This is a genomic window from Pseudomonas sp. B21-035, assembly GCF_024748945.1.
In the GTDB taxonomy this organism is placed as follows: Bacteria; Pseudomonadota; Gammaproteobacteria; order Pseudomonadales; family Pseudomonadaceae; genus Aquipseudomonas.
This window is the reverse complement of record NZ_CP087179.1, coordinates 771,855-786,902: the sequence shown is the minus strand read 5'-3', so window position 1 is coordinate 786,902 and position 15,048 is coordinate 771,855. Positions and strand designations below refer to the sequence as shown.

The 15,048-nt window shown below is 62.6% G+C and carries 14 protein-coding genes; 4 read left to right on the top strand and 10 right to left on the bottom strand.

Features of this window, described 5'->3' with window-relative positions; all coding sequences use genetic code 11:
- Positions 1 to 7 precede the first annotated feature (7 nt).
- From LOY22_RS03475 to radA, 5 genes are all read right to left on the bottom strand, one after another.
- The gene (locus LOY22_RS03475) at positions 8 to 2,698 is read right to left on the bottom strand and encodes a TonB-dependent receptor (protein WP_045195905.1); all 2,691 of its coding nucleotides are present in this window, start codon (positions 2,696 to 2,698) and stop codon (positions 8 to 10) included.
- Between the two features lie 178 nt (positions 2,699 to 2,876).
- The gene (locus tag LOY22_RS03470) at positions 2,877 to 3,335 is read right to left on the bottom strand and encodes a hypothetical protein (RefSeq protein ID WP_258596360.1); all 459 of its coding nucleotides are present in this window, start codon (positions 3,333 to 3,335) and stop codon (positions 2,877 to 2,879) included.
- A 75-nt stretch (positions 3,336 to 3,410) separates the two neighbouring features.
- Positions 3,411 to 4,409, bottom strand: a complete 999-nt coding sequence (locus LOY22_RS03465; protein WP_258596358.1) for a FecR domain-containing protein — start codon at positions 4,407 to 4,409, stop codon at positions 3,411 to 3,413.
- Between the two features lie 68 nt (positions 4,410 to 4,477).
- Positions 4,478 to 4,981 (bottom strand): RNA polymerase sigma factor, encoded by a 504-nt coding sequence (locus LOY22_RS03460; protein ID WP_045195901.1) that lies wholly within the window; start codon positions 4,979 to 4,981, stop codon positions 4,478 to 4,480.
- Between the two features lie 105 nt (positions 4,982 to 5,086).
- The gene (gene radA, locus LOY22_RS03455; RefSeq protein WP_045195900.1) at positions 5,087 to 6,454 is read right to left on the bottom strand and encodes a DNA repair protein RadA; all 1,368 of its coding nucleotides are present in this window, start codon (positions 6,452 to 6,454) and stop codon (positions 5,087 to 5,089) included.
- A 175-nt stretch (positions 6,455 to 6,629) separates the two neighbouring features.
- Between radA and mscL the strand changes: the two genes are divergently transcribed.
- Positions 6,630 to 7,043 carry a large-conductance mechanosensitive channel protein MscL gene (mscL, locus tag LOY22_RS03450; protein ID WP_093387855.1) on the top strand — a complete coding sequence of 138 codons (414 nt, stop codon included), beginning with the start codon at positions 6,630 to 6,632 and terminating at the stop codon, positions 7,041 to 7,043.
- Between the two features lie 48 nt (positions 7,044 to 7,091).
- On the opposite strand, the gene LOY22_RS03445 is transcribed toward mscL, so the two are convergent.
- Entirely contained in the window at positions 7,092 to 7,868 is a 777-nt protein-coding gene (locus LOY22_RS03445; protein ID WP_258596355.1) for a ferredoxin--NADP reductase, read from the bottom strand.
- Between the two features lie 344 nt (positions 7,869 to 8,212).
- Between LOY22_RS03445 and LOY22_RS03440 the strand changes: the two genes are divergently transcribed.
- Both LOY22_RS03440 and LOY22_RS03435 read left to right on the top strand, forming a co-directional pair.
- Positions 8,213 to 8,917, top strand: coding sequence for an autoinducer binding domain-containing protein (locus tag LOY22_RS03440; protein ID WP_123564513.1), 705 nt, complete (start codon positions 8,213 to 8,215; stop codon positions 8,915 to 8,917).
- Between the two features lie 94 nt (positions 8,918 to 9,011).
- Entirely contained in the window at positions 9,012 to 10,136 is a 1,125-nt protein-coding gene (locus LOY22_RS03435; protein WP_213602491.1) for a methyltransferase, read from the top strand.
- Between the two features lie 120 nt (positions 10,137 to 10,256).
- Here the strand turns inward: LOY22_RS03435 and LOY22_RS03430 are convergent, their stop codons facing one another.
- Genes LOY22_RS03430 through LOY22_RS03420 form a run of 3 tightly spaced genes read right to left on the bottom strand, consistent with a single transcriptional unit; the run spans position 10,257 to position 12,875 of the window.
- A complete protein-coding gene (locus LOY22_RS03430) occupies positions 10,257 to 10,412 on the bottom strand; it encodes a DUF2474 domain-containing protein (RefSeq protein ID WP_045195893.1) in 156 nt (51 codons plus the stop codon).
- 12 nt (positions 10,413 to 10,424) lie between these two features.
- Complete coding sequence (gene cydB / locus LOY22_RS03425; RefSeq protein ID WP_045195891.1) at positions 10,425 to 11,432, bottom strand: cytochrome d ubiquinol oxidase subunit II; 1,008 nt, start codon at positions 11,430 to 11,432, stop codon at positions 10,425 to 10,427.
- A 3-nt stretch (positions 11,433 to 11,435) separates the two neighbouring features.
- The gene (locus LOY22_RS03420) at positions 11,436 to 12,875 is read right to left on the bottom strand and encodes a cytochrome ubiquinol oxidase subunit I (protein WP_045195889.1); all 1,440 of its coding nucleotides are present in this window, start codon (positions 12,873 to 12,875) and stop codon (positions 11,436 to 11,438) included.
- A gap of 361 nt (positions 12,876 to 13,236) precedes the next feature.
- Here LOY22_RS03420 and LOY22_RS03415 point away from each other — a divergent pair, with 361 nt between their 5' ends.
- Positions 13,237 to 14,454 (top strand): MFS transporter, encoded by a 1,218-nt coding sequence (locus LOY22_RS03415; protein ID WP_045195887.1) that lies wholly within the window; start codon positions 13,237 to 13,239, stop codon positions 14,452 to 14,454.
- Positions 14,455 to 14,486: 32 nt separating this feature from the next.
- Here the strand turns inward: LOY22_RS03415 and LOY22_RS03410 are convergent, their stop codons facing one another.
- Positions 14,487 to 15,035 (bottom strand): DJ-1 family glyoxalase III, encoded by a 549-nt coding sequence (locus LOY22_RS03410; protein WP_045195885.1) that lies wholly within the window; start codon positions 15,033 to 15,035, stop codon positions 14,487 to 14,489.
- Between the last annotated feature and the right edge of the window lie 13 nt (positions 15,036 to 15,048).

Sequence of the window (15,048 nt, the reverse complement as noted above, 5' to 3'; positions counted from 1 at the left end):
GTGTGGATCAGAATTTGTATTCGAGCATCCCGCTCAAGGTCCGGCCGCGGGCCAGCGACAGGTTGTCGGTGTCGCCCATGGCCACGAAATAGGCTTCGTCGGTGGCGTTCTCCAGCGACAGCGCGAGGTTCAGGCTCGGCGTCATCCAGTAGCTGGCGTACAGGTCGTAGACCTTGTATTTGGGCCACTGCGCCTGGTCGATCAGGCGGTAGCCGTGGTCGTTGAGGTTCTCACCATTGCCCTTGCTGTAACGCAGGCGGGCGCCGACATCGAGGGTGCGGTCCAGAAAGCGCATGCCGACCGTCAGCGAGCCGCGATCTGCCGGCATGTAGCTGGCGTTGCCCATGATGTGACCGCAGCTGACTGTCTGATCGAGGTCGGCAGCGTCCTCGGCCCGCGAAACGCGCACTGGCAACATGATCACGCGGCTGCCGACCCGCACCGGGCGCAGCACCGTCCCGGCGCTGACCAGGCGCTGCCCTCCCCCCATGTACAACTGCTTGGAGCAGAAATCGTTGCTGCCAATCATGTGGGTATAACTGAGCTGGCTGTAGTAACGCCCGGCGTCGTAGTCGAGGCTGTATTCGACCCCGCGAAAACGCGTCTGCTCCAGGTTGTTCTGATACGCCGAGCGCCCGAGTGAAGTCCCCAGTGCAGAGGCGCCGGGCACATCGGCGTTGACATCCATGAACGAGAAATTGTCGATGCGGGTGTCGAAATAGGCGACCTTGGCGCCAAAGCGATCACCTTCCTGCAGCAGCGATTCCTTGAACAGGTTCACCCCCAGTTCCCAGTTGTGCGACTCCTCGGGCTTGAGGAAGGGGTTGGGATAGAGCATCTCGCTACCGCCACCATGGGGACGACCGCTCATGAATACTTCAGTCACTGACGGCGGACGCCAGCCACGTCCCCAGCGGGTGTAGACCTGCATCCAGTCGACACCGGGCTTCAGCGCAATGCCGAAGGTGGGCGAGAAACGGCCCTGCTCCTGTTCTTCGTCAAAGATCAGGTGAGTCTGCACGCGTTGAAGGTTTTCACCCGTGACACCCCTTGGGTACATCCAGGTGGTGATGCCGGTTTCGCCGGTGAGGCGGTAACGGTCGTAGCGCAATCCGGCATCGACCGTCAGCCAGTCGCCATGCTCGTACTGCACATCGCCGAACAGGCTGGCCATGATGCGCTTGCCTTCAGGCGTGGCCCCCTGAACGTAAGGCAAAGCCTGTTCGTTGAGTGCCGGGACCCGATCGGTTTTCGGTTTGAAGCGATCCTGGAAGAATTCGGTGCCGTAGTTAAAGGTGAGCTTGTCGGCGTCCCCCAAATAGAAGCGCGAAGTATTTTCCAGTTGCAGGCCCCAGGTATCGGTCTGAAAACGATCGTCATACGCCTCGACGCGGTTGTTGCTGCTGGCCGAGGCGTCATTACCGGCGTTCCAGCGATCCTGGCGGGTCGAAACGAAATACAGCTTGGCCTTCAGATCGACCAGGTCGTTGTCCGGGCTGTAGCTGTAGTCGAGCGAGGCGTTGCGGGCGTTGAAATCACTGCTGCCGGTGCGCTTGTAATAGAACTGCCGAGTCTGATTGTCGTAATAGGTCCAGGCGTCTTTGCTGTCCGTGTCGGTTTCCATGTAGTTGAGCTGCAGGCGCTGGTCGTTGGGCAGGTTCAGGCCCAGCTTGAGCAGTTGCGAGCGCGTGACGCTACCGGTCTCGCCGACCTCGGAGTGCAGCCAGTCCTTCCAGGCTTCGGGGTAGCTGGTCTTGCCGCGGATCTGGGTGCCGAGGTTGTCAGCGTTGTTGGTGCCGGCGCGGTAATCACCGAAGTGCCGCTCACTGACGCCCAGCAGTACATCGCCTAGCTCATTGCCGAAGGCAAACAATGCGCTGCCATTGAAGTTTGTGCCATTGCCCAGCTCACCGATGCCGTTGCCGGCGCGCAGGCGGCCACCGTACTCCTTGTCGGGGCCGAGAAAATCACGGGCCTGGACCGTGTTGAAGCTGGCAATACCGCCAATAACACCAGCACCGCCCATGCCCGCCTGGGTACCTTTTTCGATCTCGATGGAGCTGATGAACTCCGGGTCGATGAACATCACCCCGTTGCGCTGCTGATGGCCGTTGACGTTGAAGTTCTGGCGCATGCCGTCGATGTTCATATTGACCCGGCCATAGTCCTGCACGCCGCGGATGTTCACCGACAGCCCGGGGTCGCGTTGGTTGACCGCGGTGTAGACGCCGGCGGTTTCTTCGAGCATGTCAGCGGCGTGGCGCGGTGGGCGCTTGTCGATCTGCTCGCGGGTGATGACGCTGACCGAACGCGGCGTCTGGTAGACCCAGTCGGCATCGCTGTTGGAGTCGACATGGGTGGTACCCAGCTCGAGGGTCTGGCCATCATCACTGACCCGCTCCAGGCCGACCCGGTCAGTGCCGCTGAAGCGATAGCGCACGGGCGAACCGCGCAACAACAGGCCTAGCCCTTGCTGGGCCGAGTGCTCGCCGCGCAAACCCTCACTGCGCAGGCCAGCCAGTTTGCGGCTGTCGAAAAACACCTGGACCCCAGCCTGTTCGGCGAAGGCCAGCACGGCGCTGTCCAGCGCCTGGGCGGGAATGTCAAAGCGGATCAGGGCAGTAGTTTGGCTCGGGTGAGCGGGCTCGGCGGCCTGCACGCTACCGATCCCCATCGGCAAGGTCCAGGCCGCCAGCATCAGGCTGCTGGCAAGGGCTACCCGACCGAACGGCCGGGTGCGTCGTTGTTGTTGATTGCTCACGTCTGTTGCTCGCTGTGTTGGCGTTTTCTAGTAATGAAAATCAATCTCAACAAACAGACGTGCAACGCGGGAAAAGTCAGTAACGAAAATTCAAAAGAATTTCAGGGTGCTTGTTTCAGACGCCGCAGGTGAGCGCCGACAGCCCTTGTTGGCGGGCCTTGTCGCTGGTTTCGATGATCGATGCGGTGACCGCGACCTCATCACCACTGGCCGACATGTCACCGTCTTCGGCCACGCGGTAGCCCAGTTGGCGAAACAGCGAACGCACCTGCTCGGGCGGCGCATCGAAGTAGATCCCGTGCCATTCATAGCCCATGAACACCGCTGTGACCTTGATGCCGTGGAAGGGCAGATCGACCGGGTAGCTCACCTCCTCTTCCTGCGCCTGGGCAGGCAACGCCTGACGTTTGGCGATGGCCTTGTCGTAGTACGGCTCAAGCTTTGCGCCGAACTCGCACGTAGCGGGATCGAATTGCACCAGGTCGTCGGCCGCCAGCACGTGAGTGCTGGACACTCCGAACAGCAAGGCGCCACAGATGGATGAAGCAACACACGCGAGAAAACCACTGGCCATATCCCTGCCTTGAGATCGTTGTCAAAATGCCAGTTTCGTGGAAAACAGCGCAACCGACAATCGCCGGCGCAGCGATCAATAGATCAGCGTCAGCCCGGGCAGGTCGAGGCGGCTGGCCTTGAGCTCTTCAGTCAGCATGGCCAGCGCGGCATCGAGGTTATCCAGGCGAAACATGCCGCTGACCTCACGCCGGGCCAGGGCCTGGTCGCTGATCAGCACATGACCGCTGCGATAGCGATTGAGCTGTGCGGCCACCTCGGCCAGCGGTTCGCGCTCGAACACCAGCACGCCGCGCTGCCAGGCGCTGGCGCGACGCACGTCCTGCTCAGGCCATGGGCGAATGCCATGGGCGGCGTCGTAGCGCAGGCTTTGGCCTTCCTTGAGCACCTGCTCGGAACTGCCCGCGTGCGGGCTGGCCTGCAAGGTCACGGCAACACTGTGTTCGAGCATGCCGACCCAGGTGCCGCCGTCAGGCTCGGGGCCCACCACGAAACGCGTGCCCAGGGCGCGACTGCTGCCCCCTGCCCGCTCGACCACAAAGGGCCGTTGTTCAGCGCCAGAAACCGCTGCAACGGTGAACACTGCTTCACCGGCCAACAGGCGCACGCGGCGCTCGCTGTCGTTATAAGCCAGCTCGATGCCACTCTGGCTGTCGAGGTCGACCTGGCTGCCATCGGGCAGCGTCACCTGGCGAACCTCACCCTTGGCCGTGGCGTAGTCGGCGCGCAATGCCAGCGCCAGGCTCGGCGCCTGCTCCACGCCCACTACCGCCAGCACCAGCAGCGCCGCCGTACTCAGCGCCCAGCGCAGGCGTGAACGGCGCCGACGCCCGGCCAGTGGCCGAGCCAGCGCCGGGGCTGCCATTGGCGCGGACTGGTGCATGCGCCCAAGACGGCCGAGATCAGCCCAGGTCGCCTGGGCAAAATCCAGCGCCTGGGCATGGCGCGGATCACAGGCTAGCCAGCGCGCCAGCGCCTGCGTCTGTTCGGGGTTCAACGGGCCGGCGCAGCGCAGCACCGCCCACTCGGCGGCCTGCTCGCGAATGGCTTGCTCTGGCGAGTTCTGGCTGGTCACACGGTTCTCTCGAATTCTGGTTATGTGAGTGCTGACGTCTGAAGGCGCATTTCCCAGTAAACCGTTCGTCATCCTGGTTCCTGCAGACACTGCATCACATAGGCCAAGGCCTTGGCCAGATGCTTCTGTACCGAGCTGTCGGAAATATCCAGCGCCCGCGCCACCTCGGCGTGGGTCATGCCCTCAAGGCGGTTCAGACGAAACACTTCCTGGGTGCGTGGCGGCAAGTCGGCCAGGGCCCGGCGCAGGCGGCGCATGTGCTGCTCGGTTGCGGCGTTTTCGTCCAGGCCCGGGCTGTCCTCGACGATGGTTTCCAGTGCTTCGTGGGGCACCGAATCGGTCTTTCGCCGTTGCTGCTGGCGAACATGATCGATCATCAGGTTGTGCGCGGTGCGATACAGGTAGGCCGGGGTGTTGTCGATTCGTTCGCGGCCCTGTTGCTCGGCCAGGCGCAGGAAACTTTCCTGCACCAGGTCGGCAGCCAGCTGCGGGTCACGCACCTTGCGCGTCAGCAACCCCTGCAAGGTTTTCGCGTGCTTGAGGAACAGCCGCTTCAAGTCGGACTCCGCCACGCGAACTCCCTGTGGATGGCCGGAAAGAAGGCGGTATGCTACTCGTTAGTGAGAATCAGTTGCAACTTCACCCCGGCACGCCTTGCACGTGCCGGGATGCGAAGATCACTCGAACAGCGCGTCCAGCGCCTGTTCAAGGCGGGTCACGGCAATCACCTGCAGCCCGGGCGGCGCTTCCTTCGGGGCGTTGCCCTTGGGCACGATGGCGCGCTTGAAGCCATGCTTGGCCGCTTCCTTCAAACGCTCCTGGCCGCTCGGCACCGGGCGCACTTCGCCAGACAAGCCAACCTCGCCAAACACCAGCAGGCCGTTGTCCAGCGGACGGTTGCGCAGGCTGGACATGATCGCCGCCATCAGCGCCAGGTCGGAGGCCGTCTCCAGCACCTTGACCCCGCCGACCACGTTGAGGAACACGTCCTGGTCATGGGTAGGGATGCCGCCATGGCGATGCAGCACCGCCAGCAGCATGGCCAGGCGGTTCTGGTCCAGGCCCAGGGTGACCCGCCGCGGGTTGGACAGGTGGCTGTCGTCGACCAGGGCCTGAACCTCCACCAGCATCGGCCGGGTACCTTCCCAGGTGGCCATGACCACGCTGCCCGGTACTTCTTCCTGGGCACGCGTAAGAAAGATCGCCGAGGGGTTGGAGACTTCCTTCAGGCCACGGTCGGTCATGCCGAACACGCCCAGCTCGTTGACCGCGCCAAAACGGTTTTTCACCGCGCGCAGCAAACGCAAGCGGCCGTCGGATTCGCCCTCGAAATACAGCACGGTATCGACCATGTGCTCGAGCACCCGTGGCCCGGCCAGCGCGCCTTCCTTGGTCACGTGACCGACGAGGAAGATCGCCGTGCCGCTCTGCTTGGCATAACGCACCAGCAAGGCTGCGCTTTCGCGCACCTGGGAAACACCGCCAGGCGCCGACTGCAACTGCTCGGTGAAGATGGTCTGGATCGAGTCGATGACCATCACCTTGGGCTTCTCCAGCCGGGCGGTGGCGATGATGGTCTCGATACAGGTTTCGGTCATCACCCGCAGCTTGTCCTGGGGCAGGCCCAGGCGCCGGGCGCGCATCGCCACCTGCTGCTGGGACTCTTCGCCGGTGACGTACAGCGCCGGCATGCGCGTAGCGATGTTGCACAGGGTCTGCAGGAGGATGGTCGACTTGCCGATGCCCGGATCACCACCGATCAGCACCACCGAACCGTCGACCAGGCCGCCGCCGAGTACCCGGTCGAGTTCGGCACTGGCGGTAGTGAAGCGCGGGATTTCCTCGACACTGACTTCGGCCAGGGTCTTGATCTGCGCCTGCTGCCCGGCCCAGCCGGTGCGCCCGCTCGGTGCGGCGGCCGCGCCACTCTCGAGCACGGTCTCGACCAGGGTGTTCCAGGCACCGCATTCAGCGCATTGCCCGGCCCATTTCGGAAAGGTCGCGCCGCACTCGGTGCAGCCGTACATGCGCTTGGCCTTGGCCATGGGGACGGTCCTCTGGAAAAAGGCACCATCATAGCCGACCTCGGACGCCCCGGCGGGCAGAGAAAACGACAAAACTATTCGGTATAACCGCAGTCTGTTGCAGCAGCGCGGAGCATGAAGCGCATAGCTGAATTACACTGCGTTTACCCAACTCATCTGTTACAAGGAATAAACCATGGGCGTGCTCAATGAATTCAAGGCCTTCGCGGTCAAAGGGAATGTCGTCGATATGGCCGTCGGTATCATTATCGGCGCCGCCTTTGGCAAAATCGTTTCATCTTTTGTAGGTGACGTGATCATGCCACCGATCGGTTTGCTGATCGGCGGCGTCGATTTCAGCGACCTCGCGGTCACCCTCAAGGCCGCCGAAGGCGACATACCGGCGGTGGTGATGGCCTATGGCAAATTCATCCAGACCATCCTCGACTTCATCATCGTCGCCTTCGCGATTTTCATGGGCGTCAAGGTCATCAACCGCCTGAAACGCGAAGAAGCCGCCGCGCCGACCCTGCCGCCGGTGCCGACCAAAGAAGAAGAGCTGCTCACCGAAATTCGCGACCTGCTCAAGTCGCAGAATCGGCAACCTTGAACCCAGGGCTAAAAAAACGGCGTCTGCGGGCGCCGTTTTTGTTGGCGCTTACCAGTAGGTCTCGACCGCGACCTGACCGGGGCGGCGGCTGAGGCTGAGGTTCATGTCGCGCTGCTTGAGCACTTTGCGGGTGTCGTCGATCATCTGCGGGTTGCCACAGAGCATTACCCGCGAATGTTCCGGAGTCAGCGCCAGGCCCGCCGCGCGTTCAAGCTCGCCGTTCTCGATCAGGGTGGTAATGCGCTGGTTCAGCGCTCCCGGATGCTGCTCGCGGGTGACGATCGGGATGAACTGCAGCTTGCCGGCGTACTCGGCCAGGTAGTCGCGCAGCTCCAGGCCGGCGATCAAATCCAGGTAGGCCAGCTCGCGGGCCTCACGCACCGAATAAACCAGTTTGATCGACTCGAATCGCTCCCACACTTCGAAGTCCTGGAGGATCGACAGGAATGGCGCGATACCGGTGCCGGTCGCCAGCAGCCAGAGGTCGCGGCCATCAACGAAGCGGTCGAGGGTCAGGTAACCGAAGGCCTGGCGATCGATCAACAGGCTGTCGCCGGCGCCCAGGCGGCTCAGCTCACTGGTGAATTCGCCGCCCGGCACTACGATGGAAAAGAAATCCAGATGCTCGTCGAACGGTGAGGACACCATCGAATAGGCGCGCCAGACCACACTACCGTCTGCCTTGGTCACCCCAAGACGGGCGAACTGCCCGGCACGAAAACGAAAGCCCTGGTCGCGGCTGGTTCGCAGGCTGAACAGGCTGGGGGTCAGCGGCTGGACGTCGAGCAGCGTCTGGCGGGTGAACTTTTCAGCACTGGCAGTCATGGCTTGCTCCAAAAAACAGATGCCCCAGTGTCGCGCAAACGCCGAGGGATAAACACCGTTGGTTTGTAGTGGCATCAACCGCGGGCGCGGTACCAGCCGCACAAGCGACGCCGAAGGGAGAAAAACCCCTTGTCACAACACTTCAACAGCGACAGGAGAAAATCACTGCACGATGCCGGTAATAGCCCAATGATTTCGAACTGATATCAAGAAGATCGCTAAAGAACAGGCCTGCCAAAATGTTCACATTTCTATAGCCAAAAAACCCAACAAAACCGTGGGACATTTCCTACACTACTTTGCACCCTGCCAGATCTTGGATCCACCCCCTTGAGATCTCCCCCATGCCGCACTGGAAAGAACAGCAACTCGAGCAGTTGCTAGCCGAAACAGATGAACAACGGATGTTTGACCTGGCGGTTTCCCTGGCCCAGCAACTGGACATGGAGTACCTGTGTTTCGGCATGCGCGTGCAGATAGCCACTTTCGCGCCGCAAATGCGATTCTTCAACAACTATCCCGACGCCTGGAACGAACGCTACCAACGTTGCAACTACGTGGACATCGATCCCACCGTCGCCCATTGCCACCACTCCCTGATGCCATTGCTGTGGTGCGATGATGTGTTCCGAGAGACACCGGAATTTCGCGAAGAGGCAAAATCCTTCGGCTTGCGCCACGGCTGGAGCCAGTCGGCCCACGACATGCGTCACAACGAAAGCATCCTCAGCATCGCCCGCAGCCAGGGCGCAATCAATCTAGACGAACTCTATGACAAGGCCGGCCAGACCATCTGGCTGTGCAACCTGCTGCACACGCTGATGATTGACCGCCAACCCGGGCAAGCAACCCCGGCGTACAACCTTTCGGAGCGGGAAACCGAAGTGCTCAAATGGTCGGCCGCCGGCAAGACCGCCGCCGACATCGCCTGCATCCTCTCGCTGTCACAGAGCACGGTGAACTTTCACATCCGCAGCATCATCACCAAAACCAACGCCAGCAACAAAGCCGGCGCAATCGCCATTGCGGCGATGCGTGGCCTGATCTGAGCCAACGCCCCCGTACCTTCGCAAAGCACGGTAGAATCACGGCCCTGTAGAGCGCGCCGCACGCACGCACATCAATGCCCCAGAGCCTTACACCATGCCCCTGCTGACCAGCCCCTTCGCCGAACTCGACCTGCTTCGCCAGCCCGAACAAGCCAACGATCCCCTGCAAGCCTTCGATGCTGCCGACGAGTACCTGCTGGAGCACCTGGCCGAACAGGCACCTACCGCGACCAGCCGGGTTTTGGTGCTCAACGACAGTTTCGGCGCCCTGGCCATCAGCCTGGCAGCGCATGTGTCGGTGCTCAGCAGCGGCGATTCGCACCTGGCGCATCTGGCCCTGGAAAAGAACCTGGTGCGCAATGGCCTGGCCTTCGACGCGGTGCCCTTCGTGGCGGCCAGCAATACCTGGCAAGGCCCGTTCGACCGGGTACTGGTACGCGTGCCAAAGACTCTTGCCCTGCTCGAAGAGCAACTGATTCGCCTGCAGGGCCAGCTGGCGCCCGGCGCACAGGTGGTGGCTGGGGCCATGATCAAACACTTGCCGCGCGCCGCCGGTGACTTGCTGGAGAAATACATCGGCCCGGTGCAGGCATCGCTGGCGAAGAAAAAGGCCCGGCTGTTGATTGCTACCTTCGAGCCGAAGCCGGCGTTCGATTCGCCCTACCCGACCCGCTACCAACTCGACGCGCCACCCCTGGTGCTGCTCAACCACGCCAACGTGTTCTGCCGCGAAGGCCTGGACATCGGCACCCGGGCGTTCCTGCCGCACCTGCCCAAGGACCTCGGCGATGCACGTGTCGCGGACCTCGGTTGCGGCAATGGCGTGCTGGCCATCGCCAGCGCCCTGGCCAACCCGCAGGCGCAGTACACCCTGGTCGACGAGTCATACATGGCCGTGCAGTCGGCACTGGAAAACTGGCAGGCGGCGTTGGGCCCGCGTGAAGTCACGGTGCGCGCCGACGACGGCCTGGCCGGGCAGCCAGCGCAGTCGCTGGATGTGGTGCTGTGCAATCCGCCGTTCCATCAACAGCAGGTAGTCGGTGACTTCCTCGCCTGGCGGATGTTCCAGCAAGCGCGCGAGGCGCTGGTGGTCGGTGGTGCGCTGTACATCGTCGGCAATCGTCACCTGGGTTATCACAGCAAGCTGGCGCGCTTGTTCCGTGGGGTCGAGCAGGTGGCGGCGACGCCCAAGTTCGTGGTGCTCAAGGCGCGTAAATAGGCCAGTACCGCGTCGCCTGAATCACGGGTCAAGCCGCCCCCACAGGGCAAAAAAAACCCTCCGCAGCTGATGCTGCGAAGGGCTGTAAATCCGCCGCAAGGCGGGATGGGAAATATCGTACTAGTGCGTGCTCAGTCCGGCCGCACTCATGAACAGGCGCATCAGCCAGGCGACCAGGGCCAGGCTCACCACGCTGCCGACCCAGATCGCTACCAACCAGCCCAGGCGCTGCCAGAGCGGTTTCTTCTCTTCGTCCATCGTGCCTTTGCCAGTCATTGCCATGCTCCCCTAGTGGTAGCCATCTTCGTGGGTCACCTTGCCGCGGAACACGTAATAGCTCCAGAAGGTGTAACCGAGGATGAACGGGATGATGAACAAGGTCCCGACCAGCATGAAGCCCTGGCTTTGCGGCGGCGCGGCAGCGTCCCAGATCGAGATCGACGGCGGAATGATGTTCGGCCACAAGCTGATGCCCAGGCCGCTGTAGCCGAGGAAGATCAACACCAGGGTAAGCAGGAACGGGGTGTAGTGTGCGTTCCGCGCCACCGCCCGGAGCAAACCGTAAAGGGTTACCAGGACCAGGATCGGTACCGGCAGGAACCAGAACAGGTTGGGCAGGCTGAACCAGCGCTCGGCAATGTCCGGGTGGGCCAGCGGCGTCCAGATACTGACGATGCCGGTCACCGCCAGCAGCACCAGGGCCAGCGGCCGCGCCAGGTCGTGCATCTGCAGTTGCAGCTTGCCTTCGGTCTTCATGATCAGCCAGGTGCAGCCGAGCAAGGCGTAAGCCACGATCAGGCCCAGGCCGCAGAACAGGCTGAACGGGGTCAGCCAGTCGAGGCTGCCGCCAGCGTAGCTGCGATCGACCACCTCAAAGCCTTCGATGAAGGCGCCCAGGGCCACGCCCTGGAAGAAGGTAGCCGCCAGCGAGCCGCCGATGAAGGCCTTGTCCCACAGGTGACGCTTGGCTGCAGTGGCCTTGAAGCGGAACTCGAAGGCCACGCCGCGAAAGATCAGCCCGATCAGCATCAGCATCAACGGCAGGTACAGCGCTGAAAGCACCACGGCGTAGGCCAGCGGGAAGGCGCCGAACAGCGCCGCGCCACCGAGCACCAGCCAGGTTTCGTTACCGTCCCAGACCGGGGCGACAGTGTTCATCATCACATCGCGGTCCTGCTCGCCCTTGACGAACGGGAAGAGGATGCCGATGCCAAGGTCAAAGCCGTCCATGACCACATACATCATGATGCCGAAGATGATGATGATGGCCCAGATAAGCGGAAGATCAACACCCATGATTCAGTTCCCCTTGTTCAGGCTGGCGTGCTCGCCATTGTCATGATCGTCATCGGCGGCAGACAGCGGCCGTGCCGGGGTGCGTTGCTGGCCGGGGCCACCCGGGTTGGTCTCGTCGCCTTCACCGGTTTTCGGCCCTTTGCGCACCAGGCGCATCATGTAGCCAAGGCCGGTACCGAACAGCGCGAAGTAGACCACCACGAACATCACCAGGGTCAGGCCGAGCTGGCCGTAGCTGTGGTTCGAGGCGCCATCGGCGGTGCGCATCAGGCCATAGACCACCCAGGGCTGGCGGCCGATCTCGGTGGTGAACCAGCCGGCGAGGATCGCGATCAGGCCGGAGGGGCCCATCCACAAGGTCAGGTACAGGAACGGCCGCGAGCTGTAGAGCTTGTCGCTCTTGCGCAGCCACAGGCTCCAGAGGCCGACGAAGATCATCAGCATGCCAAGGCCGACCATGACCCGGAACGACCAGAAGACGATGGTCGAGTTAGGCCGGTCTTCTTTCGGAAACTCCTTCATCGCCGGCACTTGCTTGTCCAGGCTGTGGGTCAGGATCAGGCTGCCCAGCGCCGGGATTTCCACCTTGAAGCGGGTGGTCTCGGCTTCCATGTCGGGGATACCGAAGAGGATCAGCGGGGTCGGTTCGCCTGGCTTGTTTTCCCAGTGGCCTTCGATAGCAGCGATTTTCACCGGCTGGTGCTTGAGGGTATTGAGGCCGTGGAAGTCGCCGATCACCGCTTGTACCGGGGCGACGATCAGGGCCATCCACATGGCCATCGAAAGCATCTTGCGAATCGCCGGGTTATCGCGGCCGCGCAGCAAGTGCCAGGCGGCCGAGGCGCCGACGAAGAACGCTGTAGCAACAAAGGCGGCAGTCGCCATGTGCGCCAGGCGGTAAGGGAACGACGGGTTGAAGATCACCGCGAACCAGTCCACCGGCACGACTACGCCGTTGACGATTTCGTAGCCCTGGGGGGTCTGCATCCAGCTGTTGGAGGCGAGGATCCAGAAGGTCGAGATCAAAGTGCCGATGGCCACCATGACCGTGGCGAAAAAGTGCAGCCCACGGCCGACGCGGTTCCAGCCAAAGAGCATGACGCCAAGGAAACCGGCTTCAAGGAAGAAGGCGGTGAGAACTTCGTAAGTGAGCAGCGGCCCGGTGACGGAGCCAGCGAAATCGGAGAACTTGCTCCAGTTGGTGCCGAACTGGTAGGCCATGACCAGACCGGAGACCACCCCCATGCCGAAGTTGACGGCAAAGATTTTCGACCAGAAATGGTAAAGGTCACGGTAGACGCTGTTGTTGCTCTTCAGCCACAGCCCTTCGAGAACAGCCAGGTAGCTCGCCAGGCCAATGGTGATGGCCGGGAACAGGATGTGAAAGGACACGGTAAACGCGAACTGAATTCGGGCGAGATCTAGAGCCTCTAATCCGAACATAGTGCTTCCTCTGTCAGGTAATCCGGCGTCAGGCGGTGGCCTTGGCGCCAACTGCCCCCACGGTAGTTGAGTGCGGCAAGTTGGAATTGTTCTGTAAACATCACATCGCAGGGAATTCGGCCGTCTGGCCATGCCGTTGCAAATGAAACAATTGATCCAGATCAACGGATGCCTGAAAGGATAGTCCTGAACGGGCTGTGCGCTTGTGTGGTTGATTGCCGCGTGACCGGTTGTCTCACCCCCTTTACCGCGCCCCAAAACAGTGCGCTTACCGCACACAGGTGCCATTCCTCGCAACCTGCTGTTACAAAGTGGTGATAACCTGCAGCGTCGATCCCTGCGCCGAGGCTCTGTTTCGCCGATGTCAGACCCCGTTTTGCTGCTGCGTCATCACCGTCCCTTCCTGGCCTTCTGGCTGGCCCGGGTATTTACCGCCAGCGGCTTTCAGATGCTTACCGTGGCGATCGGCTGGCACCTCTACCAATTGACCGGCAATGTCCTCGACCTAGGCCTGGTGGGCCTGGTGGAATTTGCCCCGCGGGTGCTGTTCATGCTGCACACCGGACACGTCGCCGACCGCTATGACCGGCGCCGGGTCGCCGCCCTGTGCCAGAGTGCCCAGGCCATGATCGCCCTGGTGCTGGTGGTCGCCAGCAGCACCCACAGCGTCAGCCGCGAACTGATCTTCCTGCTGGCGTTCTTGCTCGGTAGCGCACGCTCCTTTGAAATGCCGGCGACCCAGGCGCTGCTGCCCAATGTGGTGCCCTCCGAGCTGTTTCCACGTGCCGTGGCTGCTTCTGCCTCGGCGATGCAGGCGGCGACCATCGTCGCGCCGGCGGTGGGCGGTTTTCTCTATGCCTTTGGCAGCGTCTGGGTGTACGGGCCGACGGTAGCGTTGTACCTGATTGCCTGCGTGTTGACCCTGGGCCTGGTGTCGCGCCAGCAACCAGGCAACCAGGGCCGCGCCAGCCTCGAATCGCTGATGGCCGGCATTCGCTTTATCCGCAGCCGCCCGGACATCCTCGGGGCGATCTCCCTGGACCTGTTCGCCGTGCTGCTGGGCGGCGCCACCGCGCTGTTGCCGGTGTTTGCCAAGGACATCCTGCTGACCGGCCCCTGGGGCCTGGGCCTGCTGCGCTCGGCGCCGGCGGTGGGCGCCCTGCTGATGTCGCTGTGGCTGGCGCGCTTTCCGGTGGAGCGCAAGGTCGGGCGGGTGATGTTTACCGCTGTCGGCGTGTTCGGGGTGGCGACCATTGCCTTTGGCCTGTCCACTTCGTTCTGGTTTTCCCTCGCCGTGCTGGCGGTGCTGGGCGCCGCCGACATGATCAGCATGGTAATACGCGGTGCCTTCGTGCAGCTGGAGACACCGGATGAAATGCGCGGCCGGGTCAGCGCGGTGAACGGGCTGTTCATCGGCGCCTCGAACCAGCTCGGTGAGTTCGAGTCAGGAGTGACTGCGCACTGGTTCGGCACGGTACCGGCGGTAGTGCTGGGCGGGGTCGGCACGCTGCTGGTGACCGGGGTGTGGATCAAGCTGTTTCCGACCCTGGCTGGGCGCGATCATATGCATAAGCAGTGAGGGCCTGTGGGAGCGGGCTTGCCCCGCGATAGTCACACCCGCAGCTCAGCCGCCACCCGCTTGCGCAGCACCCTGCCCGCCAGTTGCTCGACCAACACCAAGGCAAATTCCAGCGCCGCCGCCGACCCCTGGGCGGTGATGCAATTACCGTCCACCACCACCGGCTGATCGACAAAGCTGCACCCGGACAACCCCTGGCTGACAGCCGGGTCACAGGTCATGCGTCGCTGGCGCAACACACCATAGGCCTGCAGCGCCAACGGCGCTTCGCCGATCGCGGCAAAAAACTTGCCGGCCCTGGCCTGATCCTTGACCTGCTGCGCCAGTGGTTGGTGCGCGGCCATGTGCTGTGCGCCTTTTTCGCCCCCGGGCAAGACCATCAGGTCGAACGGCTGGGCCAGCAGGTCGACCAGCATGCCGTCGGCGGTCAAGCGCGTGCCGCGGGCACAGGTGAGCATCCGCCGGCCTTCGATACTGGCCACCACCACTTCGATCTCGGCGCGGCGCAGCACGTCGATCAGGGTCACGCTCTGCAGGTCATCCACGCCTTCGGCGACTACGATCAGGGCTCTGTGGGTCATCAACTGCTCTCCG

Excerpts from the sequence above, each read along its gene's own strand:
- LOY22_RS03410 (WP_045195885.1), bottom strand. The coding sequence starts at position 15,035 with ATGACCCACAGAGCCCTGATCGTAGTCGCCGAAGGCGTGGATGACCTG.
- cydB (WP_045195891.1), bottom strand. The coding sequence starts at position 11,432 with ATGGGTGTTGATCTTCCGCTTATCTGGGCCATCATCATCATCTTCGGC.
- LOY22_RS03420 (WP_045195889.1), bottom strand. The coding sequence starts at position 12,875 with ATGTTCGGATTAGAGGCTCTAGATCTCGCCCGAATTCAGTTCGCGTTT.
- radA (WP_045195900.1), bottom strand. The coding sequence starts at position 6,454 with ATGGCCAAGGCCAAGCGCATGTACGGCTGCACCGAGTGCGGCGCGACC.
- LOY22_RS03430 (WP_045195893.1), bottom strand. The coding sequence starts at position 10,412 with ATGACTGGCAAAGGCACGATGGACGAAGAGAAGAAACCGCTCTGGCAG.
- mscL (WP_093387855.1), top strand. The coding sequence starts at position 6,630 with ATGGGCGTGCTCAATGAATTCAAGGCCTTCGCGGTCAAAGGGAATGTC.
- LOY22_RS03440 (WP_123564513.1), top strand. The coding sequence starts at position 8,213 with ATGCCGCACTGGAAAGAACAGCAACTCGAGCAGTTGCTAGCCGAAACA.
- LOY22_RS03475 (WP_045195905.1), bottom strand. The coding sequence starts at position 2,698 with ATGCTGGCGGCCTGGACCTTGCCGATGGGGATCGGTAGCGTGCAGGCC.
- LOY22_RS03415 (WP_045195887.1), top strand. The coding sequence starts at position 13,237 with ATGTCAGACCCCGTTTTGCTGCTGCGTCATCACCGTCCCTTCCTGGCC.
- LOY22_RS03470 (WP_258596360.1), bottom strand. The coding sequence starts at position 3,335 with ATGGCCAGTGGTTTTCTCGCGTGTGTTGCTTCATCCATCTGTGGCGCC.
- LOY22_RS03445 (WP_258596355.1), bottom strand. The coding sequence starts at position 7,868 with ATGACTGCCAGTGCTGAAAAGTTCACCCGCCAGACGCTGCTCGACGTC.
- LOY22_RS03435 (WP_213602491.1), top strand. The coding sequence starts at position 9,012 with ATGCCCCTGCTGACCAGCCCCTTCGCCGAACTCGACCTGCTTCGCCAG.